The organism is Corallococcus sp. AB018, assembly GCF_003986945.1.
GTDB classification, from domain to species: Bacteria; Myxococcota; Myxococcia; order Myxococcales; family Myxococcaceae; genus Corallococcus; species Corallococcus exiguus.
In genome coordinates this window covers 1-14,713 of record NZ_RAWR01000097.1, presented here as the reverse complement: position 1 = coordinate 14,713, position 14,713 = coordinate 1, and the positions used below count along the sequence as shown (strand labels likewise).

General features: G+C 70.4%; 13 protein-coding genes. 7 read left to right on the top strand and 6 right to left on the bottom strand.

All coding sequences use genetic code 11. The features are described 5' to 3' along the window. Positions 1–35: 35 nt before the first annotated feature. On the bottom strand, positions 36–959 hold the full coding sequence (locus D7Y11_RS21285) for a PAS and helix-turn-helix domain-containing protein (protein ID WP_158641976.1): 924 nt from the start codon (positions 957–959) through the stop codon (positions 36–38). A 286-nt stretch (positions 960–1,245) separates the two neighbouring features. On the opposite strand from D7Y11_RS21285, the gene D7Y11_RS21280 reads away from it, so the two are divergent. Genes D7Y11_RS21280 through D7Y11_RS21270 form a run of 3 tightly spaced genes read left to right on the top strand, consistent with a single transcriptional unit; the run spans position 1,246 to position 2,925 of the window. Beyond that, entirely contained in the window at positions 1,246–2,304 is a 1,059-nt protein-coding gene (locus tag D7Y11_RS21280) for a DUF72 domain-containing protein (RefSeq protein ID WP_126934630.1), read from the top strand. Positions 2,305–2,342: 38 nt separating this feature from the next. After that, positions 2,343–2,654 (top strand): hypothetical protein, encoded by a 312-nt coding sequence (locus tag D7Y11_RS21275; RefSeq protein WP_126934629.1) that lies wholly within the window; start codon positions 2,343–2,345, stop codon positions 2,652–2,654. Further along, complete coding sequence (locus tag D7Y11_RS21270) at positions 2,587–2,925, top strand: Smr/MutS family protein (protein WP_126934628.1); 339 nt, start codon at positions 2,587–2,589, stop codon at positions 2,923–2,925. The genes D7Y11_RS21275 and D7Y11_RS21270 overlap by 68 nt, the downstream gene beginning before the upstream one ends. 6 nt (positions 2,926–2,931) lie before the next feature. On the opposite strand, the gene D7Y11_RS21265 is transcribed toward D7Y11_RS21270, so the two are convergent. The 4 genes from D7Y11_RS21265 to D7Y11_RS21250 form a co-directional block, all read right to left on the bottom strand. Further along, entirely contained in the window at positions 2,932–5,652 is a 2,721-nt protein-coding gene (locus D7Y11_RS21265; RefSeq protein ID WP_233597378.1) for an SNF2-related protein, read from the bottom strand. A gap of 242 nt (positions 5,653–5,894) precedes the next feature. Then, positions 5,895–7,220 carry a DUF58 domain-containing protein gene (locus tag D7Y11_RS21260; protein WP_126934627.1) on the bottom strand — a complete coding sequence of 442 codons (1,326 nt, stop codon included), beginning with the start codon at positions 7,218–7,220 and terminating at the stop codon, positions 5,895–5,897. After that, positions 7,217–8,152: a MoxR family ATPase gene (locus tag D7Y11_RS21255; protein ID WP_126934626.1), complete on the bottom strand. Its 936-nt coding sequence runs from the start codon at positions 8,150–8,152 to the stop codon at positions 7,217–7,219. Before D7Y11_RS21255 ends, D7Y11_RS21260 begins: the two co-directional genes overlap by 4 nt. A 56-nt stretch (positions 8,153–8,208) precedes the next feature. Further along, positions 8,209–8,877, bottom strand: coding sequence for a hypothetical protein (locus tag D7Y11_RS21250; protein ID WP_120580225.1), 669 nt, complete (start codon positions 8,875–8,877; stop codon positions 8,209–8,211). Between the two features lie 444 nt (positions 8,878–9,321). On the opposite strand from D7Y11_RS21250, the gene D7Y11_RS21245 reads away from it, so the two are divergent. Further along, positions 9,322–11,376 (top strand): peptidylprolyl isomerase, encoded by a 2,055-nt coding sequence (locus D7Y11_RS21245; protein ID WP_306770449.1) that lies wholly within the window; start codon positions 9,322–9,324, stop codon positions 11,374–11,376. 17 nt (positions 11,377–11,393) lie between these two features. Here the strand turns inward: D7Y11_RS21245 and D7Y11_RS21240 are convergent, their stop codons facing one another. After that, positions 11,394–12,515, bottom strand: coding sequence for an HD domain-containing phosphohydrolase (locus D7Y11_RS21240; RefSeq protein WP_120580223.1), 1,122 nt, complete (start codon positions 12,513–12,515; stop codon positions 11,394–11,396). 246 nt (positions 12,516–12,761) lie between these two features. On the opposite strand from D7Y11_RS21240, the gene D7Y11_RS21235 reads away from it, so the two are divergent. The 3 genes from D7Y11_RS21235 to D7Y11_RS21225 all read left to right on the top strand — a co-directional run. Next, entirely contained in the window at positions 12,762–13,763 is a 1,002-nt protein-coding gene (locus tag D7Y11_RS21235) for a dihydrodipicolinate reductase (protein ID WP_120580222.1), read from the top strand. Positions 13,764–13,783: 20 nt separating this feature from the next. Beyond that, positions 13,784–14,233 carry a MaoC family dehydratase N-terminal domain-containing protein gene (locus D7Y11_RS21230; RefSeq protein ID WP_014397671.1) on the top strand — a complete coding sequence of 150 codons (450 nt, stop codon included), beginning with the start codon at positions 13,784–13,786 and terminating at the stop codon, positions 14,231–14,233. Continuing rightward, positions 14,233–14,713 (top strand): MaoC family dehydratase (locus D7Y11_RS21225; RefSeq protein ID WP_121754766.1); only part of this gene is annotated, 481 nt, incomplete at its 3' end. The genes D7Y11_RS21230 and D7Y11_RS21225, both read left to right, overlap by 1 nt.

Sequence of the window (14,713 nt, the reverse complement as noted above, 5' to 3'; positions counted from 1 at the left end):
GGCCTGAAAGCTGTCCCAGAGGGAAGGCGCCCTGATCAGAAGAACAGGCGGAGCAGGTCGTATCGCGTCTCCGCGCCCAGCTTCCGGAGCAGGTTGGCCTGGTGGAATTTCACAGTGCGCTCGGTAATCCCTAACACGGTCGAGATGTCGGTCGGCGAGCGGCCGAGCGCGAGATATCGCAACACATCGCCTTCCCGCTCGGACAGCCGCGCGGCGTTGGCCATGCGCCGCACCTTCGCCTCGAAGAGGCCGCTGAGTGTTTCATCACCGATGGTGTGGACGCTGACACGCGCGGTGCCAGCGCCCGTGGGCGTGGCGGTGACGACCTCGTAGCCCTCCGCATGCTCGGAAGCCTGCCGCACGATGGTGTGCGGCCAGGAGGTAGGCGCGGCCATCGTCAGCGGACAGTCCAGGCAGGGCGCGTCGCGGTGGGCGAAGGCGCCGAAGCACGGCCGGCCCACCATCTCCTCCTGCCGCGCCTCTCCGGACGTCCACACCGCCTTGAGCGTCCCGAACGACGACAGCTCGGTGGAGATTTCGTAGCTCAGATCCCGACGTGCTCCGTGTTCCCGGGCCGGCTCCGGGAAGACGGTGCGCTCGGGGATGGAGAGGGGCGGGGCGGAGCGCGTGATGATGGCCACCAGCCGCAGGGGAGGGCGGCCCACGGCGGCCACGTCCAGCTCCACCGACAGCCGCTCGCCGTCGCGCGTGAGCACCTCTGTCTCCAGCCGCGTCTCGGCGCTGGTGAAGATGGCCCGCAGCGCCTGTCCCACCTCGCGTCCGTGCTCGCGTGGCGTGCAGACATCCGTCCAGCGGCGCCCCAACAACTCCTCGCGGGGCCGGCCCAGGAGCGACGTGAACGCGCCGTTCGCCAGCTCGATGCGGCCACGCCGGTCCATCACGACGATGGGCCGCGTGTCCCGCTCCGCGAGCAGCGATGCGGTCAACGACCAGTCCATGAGGCCCCCCGGCCGTTGCAATCCAGTCCAAGTTTTACATAGGTAGTGCTGAATTCCTTGGTTTAAATAGCTTACAGTGAAGTGACTGCGTTTGCATTTGGACAAAGGTCCAATCACATATCGTGGTGATTGGAGGGGGACTGTCCGTGTGTGGCCGTCCGCCTGGGGGGCTTGCCAGAAACCTGGAACGTCCTCCTGAATCCGGGCAACCTGCTGCATCACCTGGGCTCGGGGATTACTCCCAGGGCTTCCCCGCCGTCCCCACCGTGGGAGAGGAGCTGCACGCATGAGCGCACCGCGACGACCCGCGCAGTTCGACCTCTTCACCGGCGCGGTGGAGGAGCCACCCGCGTCGTCGCGGCGCAGGACCCAGCCGGTGGGACCCGCCGAGCCGTCCGACAGCCTGCGCATGTTGGGCGAGCAGCTCCCGCGCGGCGTCTACCTGGGCACGTCGTCATGGACCTTCCCGGGTTGGAACGGGCTCGTCTACGACCATGAGGCCAGCACGACCCAGCTGGCGCGCGAGGGCCTGGCTGCCTACGCGCACCACCCGGTGCTGCGCACGGTCGGCATCGACCGGACGTTCTACGCGCCGGTGCCGGCCACGACCTTCGCTGAGTACGCGCAGCAGGTGCCGGACGGCTTTCGCTTCCTGGTGAAGGCCCACGAGGCCTGCACGTTGGCGCGCTTCCCCGTGCACGAGCGCTATGGCGCGCACCGGGGGCAGGTGAACGAGCGCTTCCTCCAGGCGGCCTACGCCGTGGACCACGTGGTGGCGCCGTTCCTGGAAGGGCTGGGCGACAAGGCCGGACCGCTCGTCTTCCAGTTCCCACCGCAGGACCCCGCGGCGCTGGGTGGCGCGGGCCGCTTCGTGGAGCGGCTGCACGCGTTCTTCTCCGCGCTGCCCCGGGGGCCGCTGTACGCGGTGGAGGTTCGCAACGAGGAGCTGCTCACGGAGGGCTTCGCGCAGGCGCTCGCGGACACGGGCGTGAGCCCGGTGCTCGCGGTGTGGGCCCACATGCCGCCCGTCGCGCGGCAGGCGAAGCTCACGCGCGCGTTCGAGGCCCGCGCCGTGGTGGTGCGATGGATGCTGCCGCCGAACCTCGGCTACGAGGAGGCCTACGCCCGCTACGCGCCGTTCAACCGGCTGGTGGACGAGGACGTGGGCACCCGCGACGCGCTGGCCCGTGTGTGCATGGCGGCCGTGCGACGCGACCGTCCCGTCTTCGTGACCATCAACAACAAGGCGGAAGGCAGCGCCCCGCTGTCCGCCGTCCGGCTCGCGGAACGCGTCGTGTCACACAAGGAGGAGGGCGGCCAGAGAGGCGCCGTTCACGCAACATGACTTGCGCGCGAGCACGGCGCTTGCTTACGTGAATGCTCATGATGGTGATGACCCTGGCCGCGCTGTTGATGCAGATGACCGCCTCCGGTGGAGCCGGCTCGGAGGGCAAGCGTGCGGGCAACCATCACGACCCGGCTGGCGAAAGCCACCCGCGAGCGGTGAAGGAGGACATCACCTCGCTCAAGGGGGAGATCACCAGCCTCAAGGAAGAGTTCCGGCTGGCGCGCGAGCGTCAGCGCCTGGCGGCCGAGGAGAAGCAGCGCCAGGAGGAGGCACGCTACGGTGTCACGCCGAAAGCCACTCCCGCCCCTGCCGCCGGAGGGTCCGGAGCCTCCGCCCACGCCAGATGAGCTGGGAGCAGTAGAAATTCCGGTCGATGGAAACCTCGACCTGCATCTCTTCCAGCCTCGCGAGGTGAAGGACCTCGTCACCGAGTACCTCTGGGCCTGCCGCCAGAAGGGCGTGCTCGACGTGCGCATCATCCACGGCAAGGGCACGGGCGCGCTGAGGCGCACCGTGCAGTCCCTGCTGCCCACGTTGCCGGAAGTGGAAGGCTTCCAGACAGCCTCCGAAGCGGACGGAGGCTGGGGGGCGACGTGGGTGCGGCTCAAGCCCCTGTGACGGGGCTCAGGACAGCCAGAAGTACGCGGAGGCGATGAGGGTGCGCTTCTCCGTCACACGCGCCTTGTTGGCCAGCTCCGCCATCTGCCGGTCCTTGGAGGCGTAGCGCTTCTCCTCCTCGTTGCGCAGCGACGCCAGCTTGCGGCGGTAGTCGCGCTCCTGCCGGTCCGAGTGCGCCCGGGCCTTCGCGCGCTCCGCGACGTCCTCGATGCCGGAGACTTCCTTGCGCGCGTCGAACCACGCCTGACGGGCGGACTCCACCACCTCGCGGGACTCCATCAGGCAGTCCTCGACGTAGCGGTCCGCGCGCTCCTTGGCCTTGTCCAGCTCCAACGCGTTGCGCCGTTCCGCGGCCCGAATCAGCTCATCCTTGGCGGTCATGAGCGACTGCTCTTGCATGAGCTGGACCGACACCGGCGCGGGCTGACGGCGCTTCTCTTCCTTGGCGTCGAGCTTCGTGAAGTGGACACCGTCCGTCAGCGGCAGGGCGCGGAAGCCGCCGTCCCGGTCCTTCACGAGCACCAGGTGGACCAGCTTCTCCTCCGGCTTGAGGCCCGTCGTCTCGAACTTGTAGACGAACCACCAGCCCTCGCCGCCGGCCAGCCGCGCCAGCCGTGAGGGGAGCCCCGCGGCGTCCAGCTGCAGGTAGCTGACGGTGTCCTGGGTGCGGTCGCGCACCGCGTAGGCGGCCTTGGCCACCTGGAGCCGTCCGGAGGTGCGGCTGCCCAGCACGGAGCCGGTGAGCGCCTTCGCCTCCTGCTGGCGCTTGGCCACGACCTCCTTGGCCGCGTCTCCCGCCACGCGCAGCCGGCGGCGCACGTCGCCGTCGAAGCGCTCCAGCACCACCGAGCGCATCGACGTCATGCGCTGGTTGATGGTGCCCTCCAGCTCCTCGCGCAGCTTGTCGAAGGCGACGTTGATGTCCTTCGGGTCGCGGCAGGACTGGTAGATGTCCAGCACGCGGCGCTCGAAGTCGACGCCGCTCTCCAGCGCGCCCAGGATTTCGTCGGACGCGCCGAACACGCCGTCGAAGAGGTTGAGCTTCTTCTCCAGCAGCTCGAACAGGCGCGCGTCCGCCGCGTTCTGCCGGTTGAGGAAGTTCACCACCAGCACGTCGCGCTGCTGGCCGTAGCGGTGGCACCGGCCGATGCGCTGCTCCACGCGCTGCGGGTTCCACGGCAAATCGTAGTTCACCACCAGGTTGCAGAACTGGAGGTTGAGGCCTTCGGCACCGGCCTCCGTGCAGATGAGGATCTGCGTCTTGTGGCGGAACTCCTCCACCAGCGCCCGGCGCTCCTCGGGCGTGCCGCCGGCGTCGCCGGACAGGAGCGAAATCTTGTCCTTGTAGCCGTGCTCCGACAGCAGCCTGAAGAGGTACTGCTGCGTGCGCTTGGACTCCGTGAAGATGAGCGCCTTCTCCGGCCAGGAGTGCGTGCGCATCACCGCGAAGGTGCGGTCCAGGGCGCGCTTGAGCGCCTCACCCTTGGCGTTGATGCGGATGGAGTCCGCGAGGTCCGCGTACTGACGCAGCTCCCAGACCTCCTGCTCCAGCGTGCGGACCTGGGGCGCCTTGGCGGGGTCGTCGGACCACTCCTCGCCTTCCTCCACGAACTGCTTGGCCTCTTCCGGCTCGAAGAGCGACAGGGCCTGCTGTCCCAGCCGCGCGGCCGACAGACGCTTCTCCAGGTTCTCAGACAGCCGCCGCAGCGTGGGCGCGATGGCGAACGTGGAGGAGGCCAGGAGCTTGCGGTAGCACAGCGTCAGGAGCGTCTTCTTGCCCGGCTCGATGGCCGCGGCCTCCGAGCGCTGCAGGTACTCACTGACCTTCTCGTAGAGGTCGTGCTCCTCGGGGGAGGGGAGGAAGTCCTCCACGATGCTGCGGCGGTTGGTGTAGCGCACGTACTCGCGCACCTGACGGCGCAGCGTGCGTTGCACCACCGGGGCCAGCCGCTCCTTGAGCTCGCACGCGGCGGCCTCCGTCATGCCGCCGCCCTCGTCGGCGCGGTAGCGGCTGCGGAAGGCGTGCTCGGGGCCCAGGATCTGCTCGTCCAAGAGCGACATCAGGCCGAACAGCTCCATCAGGTCGTTCTGGAGCGGGGTGGCGGTGAGCAGCAGCTTGGGGCGGCCCGCGAGCGACGCGCGCAGCGCCTGGCCCGTCTTGTTGTTGGGCCGGTGCGCGTTCCGGAGCCGGTGGGCCTCATCGATGATGATCAGGTCCCACGGAATCTCTGACACGAGCGCGGAGCGGTTCGCCGCGAACGGGTGCGAGCAGATGACGGGGAAGGGCTGATCGAAGCAGTTGTTGTGCTTCTTCACGTCGCGGCCGTCGACGAGGACGCTGTCCAGGTCGAACTTCTCGCGCAATTCGGCGTTCCACTGCGCGCGCAGCACGGCGGGGGCGAGGATGAGGATGCGGTTCTTTCCCTCCGCCATGAGCTGGGCGATGACGAGGCCCGCCTCGATGGTCTTCCCCAGGCCCACCTCGTCCGCGAGCATGCAGCCGCCGCGCGACAGCGCGTCCAGCGCGAACATCGCCGCTTCGACCTGATGCGGGTTGAGGTCCACCTTCGCTTCGGCCAGCGCGTTCGCCAGCCGCTGCTGCGTGTCACCGCTGCGCGCGAGCAACTCCTCGGCGAGGAGCCGCTCGTGGAAGGGCGTCAGCCCCGCCTCCACCAGCTCCTCCGCGGCACGGGCCGCGATGGCCGCGGCGTCTGCTTCCACTTCCAGCTTCAAACCCCTCGCGACCTCCGCCAAGTCCCGCCTCCCGTCCGGTTTGGAGCGTGCGCGCGTGCGCGCGAACAGTTGAGGCGCGCCATTGTGGGCAGCGATCGCCATCTGTAAAGGGGGTCCTCCCCGAGGCCGAAAACTCGGCCTCCGCGCGATTGGCAAGCATGGTGTTCGGCGGAACGACACATGCGCGCGCGAGCGTCGGAATGTCTCAAAGGGCTTGACGAATGCGTCGTGAGCGCTCAGAGCCGCCCGCGCGCCTTCACGTCCAGGTACACGTTGAGTGCAGCGGCGCCGAATCCGCGTGCCGGTGCGCGCACCACCAGCGCTCCCGCGTCACGCAGCGTGGTGGCGGTGCGGCGGTACTCGGACTCCATGCGGGAGGCGGCCTGCCGCGCGTAGGCGGACGTCGCGTCGCCGGGCACGTCGGTGGCGGCGGCCTCCAGGTCCTCGTCCAGCAGCGACGCGACGACGGGCAGGTGCCGGGGGCGCAGGGCCAGCGTGCGCGTGAGGAGCGCGGAGGACGCGTCCGGATCCACCAGGTCGGTGAAGAGCACCACCAGCGCGCGGCGCGTCTGGCGGGCGAAGGCGAAGTCGAACGCGCGGCCGTAGTCGCTCTCCTCCAGGCCGGCCTCCGCGCGGTAGAGGGACTCGGTGATGAGGCGCAGGTGCTCCGCGCCCTTGCGCGGGGGCAGGAAGGTGCGCACGTCGCTGGCGAACGCGAGCACGCCCACGACGTCGCCCGCGTCCAGGCTCACGCGGGCCAGCCGCAGCGCCGCGTCCACCGCGTGGTCCAGCTTCCGGCGCCCCTGCACCCGGCCCGCCATGTGACGGCCGCAGTCCAGGAGCAACAGCACCGGCTGGTTGCGCTCCGGCTGCCACGTGCGCACCAGCGTGTGGCCGTGGCGCGCGGAGGACTTCCAGTCGATGTGCCGGTAGTCGTCGCCGGGGCGGTACTCGCGCAGCGATTCGAACTCGCGGCCCTCCACGGACTTGCGAAGGAGCGTGCGCGCGGACACGGCCTCCGACGCGCGCGCCAGCGTCAGCGCCTCGCGAGAGAGGGCGCGCAGGTCCGGATACACCTTCACGTCCTGACCCGCGGGCAGCCGCACCTGCCGCGAGCACAGACCCAGGGGCCCCATCAGGCGCAGGTTCACGTCGCCGAAGCGCGCATCGCCCCGGGAGGGAGGGTGCACGCGGTACGTCAGCCGCGTGGTGTCTCCCGGCTCCAGCGTGAAGGGCTGACGGTGGCCGTGGCTCTCCACGTCCAGGGGCGGCTCGTCGCGCAGCTCACCGCGCACGGGCCTGTCCGTTCGCGAACGCAGCTCCCAGCGCACGGTGTTGTCCACGCCGGAGGAGAGGATGGGCTCCACCTCGCGGCGTGCGTCGACGTCACGGGCATGCGGCGCGCGCAGGAAGTCCACCGCGCACAGGAGCAGGACGGCCACGTCCACCGCGAGCGCCAGCCATCCGAAGGCGGGGCTCGCCACCGCGAGCGCGGCGGGCACCAGCGCTCCGGAGAACAGCGCCACGGCGAGGCCGCTGGGGACGGGACGCCCGAGGCTCACCGGGGCACTCGCACCCGTTCGAGCATCTGCCTCAGCACGTCGTCCGCGGTGACGCCCTCCACCTCCGCCTCGGCCTTGAGCAGGAGGCGGTGGTTGAGGACGCTGGGCGTGACGTCCTTCACGTCGTCCGGGGTGACGAAGTCGGTGCCCCGGAGCGCCGCGTGCGCCTTGGACGCCGCGAGCAGGGCCTGCGCGGCGCGAGGGCTCGCGCCCAGCCGCACGCGGGGGTGTGCACGGGTGTCGCGCACGAGCTGCACCACGTACTGGAGGATGGAGTCGTCACACGCGACGCGCGCGGCGCGGTCCTGCAGCTCCGTCAGCGTGGCGGCGTCCAGCACGCGGGACACGGCGGGTGGCCGGCCCTCGCGCTGGTGGAAGGCGCGCAGGAGCGAGGTCTCCGAGTCGCCATCCGGGTAGCCCACGCGCACGCGCATGAGGAAGCGGTCCAGCTGCGCCTCGGGGAGGGGATAGGTGCCCTCCAGCTCCAGCGGGTTCTGCGTGGCGACGACGAAGAAGTGCGGCGGCAGCGCGTGGGTGACGCCGTCGATGGTGACCTGCCGCTCCTCCATGGCCTCCAGGAGCGCCGCCTGCGTCTTGGGCGGCGTGCGGTTGATTTCATCCGCGACCAGGACCTCCGTGAAGACGGGGCCCTTCATCAGGCGGAAGGTCTGCTCCTGCGGCTGGAAGACGTTGGTGCCCAGGATGTCCGCGGGCATCAGGTCCGGGGTGAACTGCACGCGGGAGAAGGACAGGCCCAGCGCCCCCGCCATGCTGCGCGCGGTGAGCGTCTTGGCGACCCCGGGCACGCCCTCCAGCAGCACATGGCCGCGCGCGAGGAAGGCCGTCACCAGGTCGGCCAGCACGCGGGGCTGGCCCACGACGGCCGAGCCCAGCGCGTCGAGGAGGCGGGAGAGGGGCGTGGCGTCGGACATGGTGGCGGGCGACGGTAGCCCGCCTCATGTCCGGCGCGGCAGCGAAATCCTCGGGCCTACTCCTGGCGCTTCAGGCCCATCAGGGTGCCCAGCACCGCGATGACGCCGCCGAGGATGCCCAGGAAACAGCCGATGCTCGGCGACGAGTTCATCATCTCCGCGTTGCCCATGGGCGACGGCACGAGGGTGGTGTCCGAGGAGAGCTTCAGGAACACCAGCGACCAGACGAGGGTCACCACGCTGCAGACCATCTGCGCGCCCCACGGCAGCATGGGGTTCACCCAGGTCATCACCTCCCGCGCCCGCAGGCCCACGAAGACCATGGTCGCGACGGCGAAGATGAAGGAGATGAACCCCAGGCTGATGAGGCCCAGGAAGTCGCCGCCCTCCGCCGTCTCCTTCCACGGAATGAAGCAGGAGAGCACCACCAGCGCCGCGCCCCAGAACGCGATGCGGTCGCCGCCTTGCAGCTCGCCCAGGAACGAGCGCGCGTCGTCCAGCAGCACCTCCGGATCATCGATGGGCGAGCGAGAGGACTCCAGCTCACGGGCCTCACGGGACCAGGGATCCGCCACCGCGTCGCCGGCGTCGTCCTCATCCTCCTCGACGGGAGCGGGCGCCGGGGCGCGGCGGGCCGACGCACGGGCGGGAGCGGCCTTGGCGGCGCCACCGCCCCGGGCGGGAGGAGCGGCACGTTGGGCCTTCTCCCGGGCGATGTCGTCCATGCTCCGCACGTTGGTGGCGTCGTCGCTCGGCGGCGGCGCGGCGGGGCGGGCGCCCGTCCTGGCGCGGGCCGGAGCGGGGCGTGCGCGAGGCTCTGGAGCGGCGCGGGCCGGAGGAGGCCGCGAGCGCGGCGGCGGCCGGACTCCGGTGCTCTCGTCATCGCCGCCAGAGTCCCCCTCATCCCCGGCTCCCCCGAGGAAGGACTCGTCGATGATGTGGTCGCAGTGGGGGCAGATGGCGGTGTCTTCCGCGACCTTGCGATTACAGCCTGGGCAGTTCAGGGCCGGTGCTCCGGGAGGGGGGAAACGGCCCGATATCTTCCCGGCCCCAGCGCGCGGCTGTCAAACCCGTTCAGCGCCATAACCCCTGGATTTTCGCGGGGAATTGACCTAGCCCGTTCGAGCATGGCCCGCCTGCCCGCCGCAGTGTCCGCCGGTTTCCTCCTCGTGAGCGCCTGTGTCCGCTCGGTGCCGACGCCCGACGTGCCTCCGCCCCCGGTCGAGCCCTCGAAGGCCATCGCGCGGATCCAGGACTGGGAGGACCGCCGCTCCCTGGGAGGCGGGGACCTGGTGCGGTTCGCCACCTCCGCGCCGGATTGGGCCGTGCGCGTGCGCGCCCTCCGGGCCCTGGCGCGGATCCAGGACGTGGAGACGCTGGAGGCCGTCCTCGCCGGGCTGACGGCGCGGCGCACTGCCGTGCGCGACGAGGCCGCCTTCGCGGCGGGTGAGCTGGCGCAGTCGTGGGAGCCGCTTCCGGAGGCCGCACGGACGGCGCTCACGGAAGCGCTGGTGCGCGCCGAGGCCTCGGAAGCCTACGCCCGGGTGCACGACACGCTGCTGGAGTCCCTGGGCAAGCTGGCCACGCCTGGCGCCGTGGAGGTGCTGACGGCCCGGCTGTCTCCGGCCAATGGCCCCTGGGCCGAGGCCGCGGCGACGGCGTTGGGCGTGGCTGCGCGCAAGGCCGGACCCGCGGCCGTGGCGAACGTCCCCCTGGAGACGATCCGCGCGCTGCTGGATCCCCGCTTGCGGAGCGAAGTGAACGTCGCCGGGGCGTACCTTCTGGCTGCGTCGAAGCGGCTGGACGGCGTGGATGCGCTCCGCTCCTGCGTGGCCAATTCGATACCGGATGTGATGGCCCCGTGCGTGAAGAGCCTGGGCGACCTGGGCAGCCCGCGGGACGCGCTGGCGCTGAACCTGATGTTGGGCGAAGCCACGTCCCGCGCGTCGGCGGAGGTGGCGCGTGCGCTGGCGAAGCTCGCCGCGAAGTGCGAGGCCGGCTCACCCTGTGCCCCGCTGAGCGCACTGGAAGGCCAGTCGCACCTGGCGAAGCAGGTGGCGGAGGGGAAGGCGGCGAAAGGCCACGTGTTTCTGGCGGTGGCGCAGCAGGGACTTCCGCTCCAGGGCCGGCCGGTGTTGTCGCGCATGAGGAGTGCGCTGGCGGAAGCAGACCGCACCGCCGTGTCCGACGAAGCCCACACGGACCTCGCCTGGCTGGACTGCCGGTTCGCGGCGGCGATGGACCGACAGCTGGGCACTCTGGAGCAGGTCCTCCAGTGCGGCTACGGCCGCGTCCCCGAAGCCCGATGGCTCGCGCTGGGACTGCACGAGGTGGCGCAGTTCAAGGGGCAGCCCACCGGCGCTGCGTTCGCGGTGCCCTACCTGGACCACGTGAGCCCCATCGTGCGCGGCGCCGCGCTGGACGCACTCGCTGAACGCCCCGTGCCCGAAGCGCTGGCGCCCATTCGCGCGCTCATCGGAGGAGGGGACGCGGTGGTGGCGGGACTGGCCGCGTCCGCCGCCGGCAAGCTGAAGGACACCGAAGCCCTGCCCGCGCTGGAGGCCCTGGCCGACCGCGTCCCCAAGGAGCCGGACCTGGCGGAGGCGGTGGCCGGCGCGCTCGTCGTGTTGAAGGGCCGCGCGGCGGAACCCCGCCTGCGCGAATGGCTGACCCATCCACACGCCAACGTGCGCCGGATCGCGGCCGAGTCCCTCACCACGCTCACGGGAGCGCCGGTCCACTCCGCCCGCGTGGAATTGCCTCCGGAGACGTACCGTCCGCCGGCCGCGCCCCCGGGCACGACGCTCACGCTGCGCACGCGCAAGGGCGACATCACCGTCCTGTTGGATCCGGATGCGCCGCTTACGGGCGGCAACCTGATGGCGCTCGCGAAGCAGGGCTACTTCCGGGGCATCACCTTCCACCGCGTGGTGCCGGACTTCGTCGCGCAGGGCGGAGACCCGCGCGGAGACGGGGAGGGTGGGCCTGGCTATTCCATCCGCTGCGAGATGACGCGCCGCCCGTATGCGCGAGGCACCGTGGGGATGGCGCTGTCGGGCAAGGACACTGGCGGCAGCCAGTTCTTCTTCACCCACTCACCGCAGCCGCACCTGGACGGCCGCTACACGGCCTTTGGTGAAGTGATTCAAGGCATGGACGTGGTGGACGCGCTGCTGGAGGGCACGATCATCGACGATGTCATCGTCGGCACCCGCGCCCCCTGAAGCAGGACCCTCGCGCGTCAGGCCCCGGCGGCGCGCGCGGGCACCGGCTCGCCCTGTGCGTTGAGGTTCGCGCCCGTCCAGCGGTGGCTCTCCGCTTCCTCCATCGTCTCCACCTCACGGCGGATGCGGGCCCACTCCGTCTCCGGCAGGCCGAGGAACGCCTCCGCGAGCATCGGGTCGAACTGCGTGCCAGCGCAGCGGCGGACCTCGTCGCGCGCCACGCTCATGGGGCGCCCCTTGCGATAGGGCCGGTCGGAGGTGATGGCGTCCAGCGTGTCCACGAGGCAGAAGATGCGCGCCCCGATGACGATCTCCTCGCCCTTGAGCCCCAGCGGGTAGCCCTTGCCGTCCCAGCGCTCCTGGTGCTGCAGGACGATGAGCGCCGCCTCGTGCAGGTAGGGCATCTTCGCCAGCATCCGGTAGCCGAACTCCGGGTGCAGCTTCATCTCCACCCATTCCTCCGGCGTGAGCGGCCCGGGCTTGAGCAGGATGGAGTCCCGCACGCCAATCTTCCCGATGTCGTGCAGGAGCGCGCCCTGCTCCACCACGTCCAGCGCCGGTCCGGTGAGGCCGATCTCCTGCGCCAGCCGCCGCGCGTACAGCGACACGCGCCGCGAGTGCCACTGCGTCTCCGTGTCGCGGTAGTCCAGCGCGCTGATGAGCCCGTCCAGAAGCCCCGTGGTGCGCTCGATGACCCGGCGCTCCAGTCCCTCGTTGATGGCCAGGAGCTCCGCGTTCTTCTCCGCGACCTCGCGTGTCAGCCGCTCGTTGGTGGCCACCAGCCGGTGGTGCTCGAAGGCCTGCCGGATGCTGCTGGTCAGGTCGCTCAGCGACCACGGCTTGCCCAGGAGCCGGAAGACCTCGCCCCGGTTCACCGCCTCCGACGCCGTCTTGAAGTCCGCCGCCGCCGTCAGCATCAGCCGCACCGCGCGAGGGTTCTTCTCCCGGAGCGCTGACAACAGCTCGATGCCGTTGAGGTACGGCATCATGAAGTCCGTGAGGACGACGTCGAATCCCTGCTCCCGCGCCGCCACCACCGGGTCGCTGTGTGTCACGACCTCGTAACCCTCCGCCTGGAGGATCCGGGACAGCGCGGCGAGGATGAGCACGTCGTCGTCCACCACGAGGATTCGGGCCATGGGCTGATACGCTCCGAGCGAGTGGGCTGCGTTTTTCTCAGACTCTTATAGCCGGTCCACAGACGGCCAGACAGGCCCCCCCAAGCTTTCCAGTACCGCCAAACTACTGGAATTCTTGAGGTTTCCCTGAAACCGGTGGTCGCTGGATTCCACGTCCTGCTTGCCTGCCCGTCGAGCCGTGTTCTATGGTGGCCGCCTACCCAACGTAAATGGCTGTAACCCCTTGGAATTCGGGAGCAATCTCCGATGGCTAGAGCCCCTGATGGGCCGGTGCCGGTGGTGGTGATGGGGCTGGGGTTTATCGGGCAGGAGATTGCCAGGGCAGCCCTGTCGTCCACCGAAGTGGAGTTGATGGGCGCGGTGGACTCGCAGCCCTCCCTGGTGGGTCGTCCCCTGGGCGACGTGCTGGGGCTGGCCGGGCCGCGCTTCAAGGTCGCGGACTCGCTGGAGCGCGCCGTGGGGCGCCGCAAGGGCGTGGTGGTGCTGCACGCCACCAGCTCGCGGCTCTCCCAGGTGATGGACCAGCTGCTGGACGCGCTGAAGCTGGGCCTGCCGGTGGCCAGCACCTGCGAGGAGCTGGCGTTCCCGCACCTCAAGTACCCGGAGCTGGCGGAGAAGCTGGAGCGCGCCGCGGAGAAGGCGGGCGTCGCCATCGTGGGTACGGGCGTGAACCCAGGCTTCGTCCTGGACCGCTTGGTGGCCACCGCTGGTCAGGTGTGCGGCCCCGTGCGCAAGGTGCTGGCCAGCCGCGTGGTGGACGCGCGCACGCGCCGTGAGGCCCTGCAGCGCAAGGTGGGCGCGGGCCTGACGGAGGAGGAGTTCTTCGACCTGGTGGACCGCGAGGAGCTGGGCCACGTGGGGCTGGTGGAGTCCGCGGCGCTGGCGGCGGTGGGGCTGGGGTTGGACTGTGACGACTTCGAGGAGGAGGTCGCGCCCGTGTTCGCCGAGGAGGACATCACCGGCGGCGCATTTGTCGTGAAGAAAGGCCGCGTCGCGGGCATGTTCCAGTCCGTGGTGGGTTTGGAGGAGGGGCAGGAGCGGGTCCGCCTGGAGCTGACCATCGCGGTAGGGGCGGACAACCCACGGGATCGCATCGAGATCGACGCGGACCCCAGGCTGGTGCTTGAGATACCGGGGGGAGTGGCGGGCGACCGGGCCACCGCGAACGCGCTGGTGAATGCCGCGCCACGTTTGACGGCCGCGGAGGCCGGGCTCCTGACGGTGCTCGAGCTTCCGTCAGGTCGCTGAAGGTTCATCAGGAGAGGGAAATGCTGGACAAGAACGCGATTGGCCGCGCCTCGCCGCCGACGCTCAACGAGGTGGAGAAGGGCGCCATCCGGCGCTTCGCCGAGGCAATCGGCGACTACAATCCCATCTACTACGATGAGGAGTACGCCCGGGCCTCGGGCTACCCCACCATCGTCGCGCCGCCCACGTTCCCCGCGTCGTTCCATTCCGCCGCGGACCTCCGGGAGCTGTTGGGGGTGGGCATCAAGAGCCTGCTGCACGCCGAACAGGGCTTTGACTACGAGCGGCCCATCTTCGCGGGGGACCGCATCTACGTGTCCACCCGCGTGTCGGACGTCTTCGAGCGGCCGGGCATGTCCGGCAAGATGGACATCGCGGTCATCGAGGACGAAGGCCGGGACGAAGAGGGCAACCTCGTCTTCCGCGCCCGCCGGACCCTCGTGGTGCGTGCCGCCAAGGAGAACGCCTGATGCCCGCGCGCAAGCTCTACTTCGAATCCATCCGCGTCGGTGACGAGCTGCCGGCGTTGGCCAAGGCCCCGGTGGACCGCGTCCAGCTGTCGCGCTACGCGGGCGCCTCCGGCGACTACAACCCCGTGCACGTGGACGAGCTCTACGCCAAGAGCGTGGGCATGCCGTCCGTCTACGCCCCCGGCATGCTCGTCATGGGCATGTTGGGCCAGCTCATCAGCGACTGGGCCCGGGGCGGCCAGCTGCGGCGCTACAACGTCCGCTTCATCAAGATGGTGTGGCCGGGCGACACCGTGGTCTGCAAGGGCCGCGTGAGCGACCGCCACGGCTCCGGCGGCCGGTACTTCGTCGAAATCGACCTCTGGGCGGAGAACCAGAAGGGCGAGCTCGTCATGAAGGGCGGCTCGCAGATCCAGCTCTTCTACTCCCTGGAGGACGAGAACCGGCAGCGCTCCGGCCAGTCCCCCATCGTGGTGGAAG

Excerpts from the sequence above, each read along its gene's own strand:
- D7Y11_RS21250 (WP_120580225.1), bottom strand. The coding sequence starts at position 8,877 with ATGGACGACATCGCCCGGGAGAAGGCCCAACGTGCCGCTCCTCCCGCC.
- D7Y11_RS21235 (WP_120580222.1), top strand. The coding sequence starts at position 12,762 with ATGGCTAGAGCCCCTGATGGGCCGGTGCCGGTGGTGGTGATGGGGCTG.
- D7Y11_RS21240 (WP_120580223.1), bottom strand. The coding sequence starts at position 12,515 with ATGGCCCGAATCCTCGTGGTGGACGACGACGTGCTCATCCTCGCCGCG.
- D7Y11_RS21285 (WP_158641976.1), bottom strand. The coding sequence starts at position 959 with ATGGACTGGTCGTTGACCGCATCGCTGCTCGCGGAGCGGGACACGCGG.
- D7Y11_RS21275 (WP_126934629.1), top strand. The coding sequence starts at position 2,343 with ATGATGGTGATGACCCTGGCCGCGCTGTTGATGCAGATGACCGCCTCC.
- D7Y11_RS21230 (WP_014397671.1), top strand. The coding sequence starts at position 13,784 with ATGCTGGACAAGAACGCGATTGGCCGCGCCTCGCCGCCGACGCTCAAC.
- D7Y11_RS21280 (WP_126934630.1), top strand. The coding sequence starts at position 1,246 with ATGAGCGCACCGCGACGACCCGCGCAGTTCGACCTCTTCACCGGCGCG.
- D7Y11_RS21255 (WP_126934626.1), bottom strand. The coding sequence starts at position 8,152 with ATGTCCGACGCCACGCCCCTCTCCCGCCTCCTCGACGCGCTGGGCTCG.